Source organism: Streptomyces sp. NPDC005070, assembly GCF_053600395.1.
Map to the genome: position 1 here is coordinate 1 of NZ_JBSFZS010000320.1, position 3,262 is coordinate 3,262.

The 3,262-nt window shown below is 68.1% G+C and carries 4 protein-coding genes; 2 read left to right on the plus strand and 2 right to left on the minus strand.

Going from position 1 to position 3,262, the window contains the following annotated elements:
• Positions 1-113: 113 nt before the first annotated feature.
• Positions 114-596: a GNAT family N-acetyltransferase gene (locus ACWEBX_RS38410; protein ID WP_451889356.1), complete on the minus strand. Its 483-nt coding sequence runs from the start codon at positions 594-596 to the stop codon at positions 114-116.
• Positions 597-708: 112 nt separating this feature from the next.
• Positions 709-1,290, minus strand: coding sequence for a TetR/AcrR family transcriptional regulator (locus tag ACWEBX_RS38415; protein ID WP_451889357.1), 582 nt, complete (start codon positions 1,288-1,290; stop codon positions 709-711).
• 118 nt (positions 1,291-1,408) lie between these two features.
• Here ACWEBX_RS38415 and ACWEBX_RS38420 point away from each other — a divergent pair, with 118 nt between their 5' ends.
• Together ACWEBX_RS38420 and ACWEBX_RS38425 are read left to right on the plus strand one after the other, a co-directional pair.
• Positions 1,409-2,545 (plus strand): FAD-dependent oxidoreductase, encoded by a 1,137-nt coding sequence (locus tag ACWEBX_RS38420; protein ID WP_451889358.1) that lies wholly within the window; start codon positions 1,409-1,411, stop codon positions 2,543-2,545.
• A gap of 360 nt (positions 2,546-2,905) precedes the next feature.
• Positions 2,906-3,244, plus strand: a complete 339-nt coding sequence (locus tag ACWEBX_RS38425) for a hypothetical protein (RefSeq protein WP_451889359.1) — start codon at positions 2,906-2,908, stop codon at positions 3,242-3,244.
• Positions 3,245-3,262: the final 18 nt, after the last annotated feature.

The window sequence follows — 3,262 nt, forward strand, 5'->3', positions numbered from 1 at the left end:
GCGCACCTGTGTCGGATCCCGCGCGGGGAGTCCTGACCGGGTGAGGCAGTCGGTTGGGCCAGCCGGAACGACGCGGCGCCTGCACGGTGACGAGGACCGGTGGCGCCTGGTCGTCACACAACGGGGGACGCGTTTTGCAACCAGGTGTAGCTGACCGGTTGGGCGGCATTCCAGTCCACCGCAAGGTACGGATCGACCAGCTCGAATCCCGCCCCCAGATAGCACCCGAGTGCCCTGCCGTTGTCCGGATGCACCCGCATGAAGACATCGTCGAAACCTGCTTCGACAGCCCGCCTCAGCAGGCCTCGAACGAGCTCGCGGCCCAGCCCCTGCCCCCGGACCTCGGGATTCACGATGAGCCGCGCCAGCTCGACCTCGTCTTGGTCGGCGTCGAACCACAACTCCCCATAGGCAAGGGGCCTTTCGTCGTCGACAAGCACGTGAGACTGCACATCGTCGTCCTGCTGCCATCCGGAGATCTCCTGTTCAGTCACAGGAATCGTGTTTCGCCCGCACCACATGACGACTTCTGTCACGGACAGCGGCCAGCTTGCGACGGAAGCGGCGTGAGCAGGAGTAAACGGAACAAGATCCATAAAGTCTGGCTCTCGTGAACGGTGAGCCGGTCCGGCGCTGGCGGTATCCGGGTGCCTGGGGGGTGGGTTGCCTTGATGGCGGCGCCTTGCCGGTGTTCCCGGAGGTGGGGCGTCAGCCCTGTTCAAGGATGACTTGGACGGCGGGGGCGAGGGTCGCGATGATCTGGTCGGGGGAGAGGTGGGTGACGGCGGGGATGCGCAGGATGTAGCGGGTGAGGGCGAGGCCGAGGAGTTGGGCTGAGACCAGTCCGGCCTGCGCGGCCTGCCCGGGGCCGGCGGCCTTGGCGAGTGCCGGCGCGACCTGGGACGCGAAGATTGCGTGCATCCGCTCGGCGGCGTGCTCGTTGGTGACCGCGGAGCGCAGGAGCAGCAGCAGGGCATCGCCGGCCTCGTCCTGTTCCCAGCGATGGAGAAAGTGCCGGACCAGTGCTTCGGCGCGATCCCGTGCCGGTACGGCCGACAGGTCGGGCAGGTCCAGGTCGATGTCGAGGGCGGCGTCGAAGAGCTGGGCCTTGTTGCCGTAGTAGCGCATGACCATCGAGGGGTCGATGTCGGCGTCGGCCGCGACGGCGCGGATGGTGGTGCGCTCGAAGCCGTGAGCGGCGAAGCGGCGGCGGGCGGCGTCCAGGATCACCGCCCGGGTGCGGTCGGATCGTCTGGCGCCCGAGGCGCTGCTGTCGATGCCTTGCGTCATGCCCACAACTGTAGGCCAACGTCTGTTGACTTTCCAGGATTGTTGCATGCACTCTGTCAACAACTGCTTGCCAACGCGTGTTGGCAACCTGATTCGTGCCGAATCCCGGAGGCCCGCCGTGAACAGCCCCGCCCCCGCACTGCCCGACCGCACCGAGGTCGCGATCGTGGGCGCCGGTCCCACGGGCCTCGCGCTCGCGGTGACGCTCGCACTCGCCGGTATCGACTTCGTTCTGCTGGACCAGCAGGACGAAGGAGCCAACACCTCGCGCGCCGCGGTGGTACACGCCCGGACCCTCGAGGTCCTCGACGAACTCGGTGCCTCCGGCGAGCTGATCGGCCGAGGCGTCAAGCTCGACCGATTCGCCGTCCGTGACGGCGCCCGCCGGCTGCTCACCGTCCCCTTCGACCAGCTCCCCACCCCGCACCCCTACACCCTCATGGTCCCGCAGTACGAGACCGAGGCGGTCCTGCTCGCCCGGCTGCGCGCCCTGGGAGGCGACGTCCACCGGCCCCACCAGGTCACCTCCGTGGTCCAGGACCAGGAAGGCGTGACCCTCACCACCAGCACCGGGAAGACCCTGCGCGCCTCCTACGCGGTCGGCGCGGACGGCATGCACAGCACCGTGCGGGAAGCCTCCGGCATCGGCTTCACCGGAAGCTCCTACGCCGAGTCGTTCGTCCTCGCCGACGTCGTGATGGACTGGATCCCCGGCCCGGCCGAGGTCTCCCTGACCTTCGGAGCCGCAGGCCTTCTGGTCGTCGCTCCGCTGCCGGGCGGCCACTACCGCATCGTCGCCACCACCGACCAGGCCCCCGAAAACCCCGAGCTCACTTTCGTCCAGCAACTCCTCGACGAGCGGACGCCCGGGCAGGCCGCGGTCACCGACCTCGCCTGGTCCTCCCGCTTCCGCGTCCACCACCGCGTCGCCGACCACTACCGTGCCCAGCGGCTCTTCCTCGCCGGAGACGCGGCCCACGTCCACAGCCCCGCCGGCGGCCAAGGCATGAACACCGGCATCCAGGACGGCTACGCCCTCGGCACCGCCTTCGCCACCGGCGTGCTCGACGGCTACGAAGCCCGCCGACGCCCAGTTGCCGAACGCGTCGTCGCCTTCACCGACCGCATGACCCGCATCGCCACCGCACGCAACCCCGCTGCACGGACTCTGCGCAACACCGCCATGCGCCTTCTGGGGCACACCCCCCTCCCCGGCAAGCTCGCCACCGAACTCGCCGAACTCAACTACCGGTAGGCCTGCCACCTGCACGGCGTAGCTCGCTCTGCTCCCGCACGAAACCTCCAGGCATCCAGCCGACGCGAGGCCCGTCTTGCCTGCCGCCTGTTCCACCGCGGTGCGGGCGGCGTCGGCACGATCTTTTGCAGTCACAGCCTCGGGCTGTCGACGATTCCTCGGACCGTGTCGCCTCCGGTCGGCGCACCACGTTGAGCACTGGTTGCTCAGGCGTCACCGCACTGCACAGATGTCTTCTGGAAATGCAGCAAAACAGCCCTTCAGGACGCGGCTGCTCTGCGTCGAACCAGCGGCACCCGACAGCATCACCGTCGACTGCTTCCTTGGAGGGCGGGCACCAAACGACCAAAAGGGAAAGTTATGCACAAGACCCTGACGGCAGCAGGCCTCACCACAGCGGTGGCAGGCGCACTCCTCGCCGTTCCGCTTGCGTCGATCACCGCGATGCAGCCGGAGACCCCGGCTTCCGCGGGCACCAGTGCTCCGCCCACCCGTGCGGAGCACGAGATCGATCAGCCTGCCGACGTCAGCTCACTGGTCAAAAGCGGCGGTGAGCAGGATTCCCTCACGAACCCTTTCAGCCGGCATGGGCCTCATCACTGGGTAGCCGATCAACCCGGCTGGCACCCCGAGATCATCAAGATCGACCGGAGTCTCTCAGTGCCCGTGAACAAACTGATCGTTAGGGGTGCTTGGTAGTGCGGGCCAGCCTTCTCG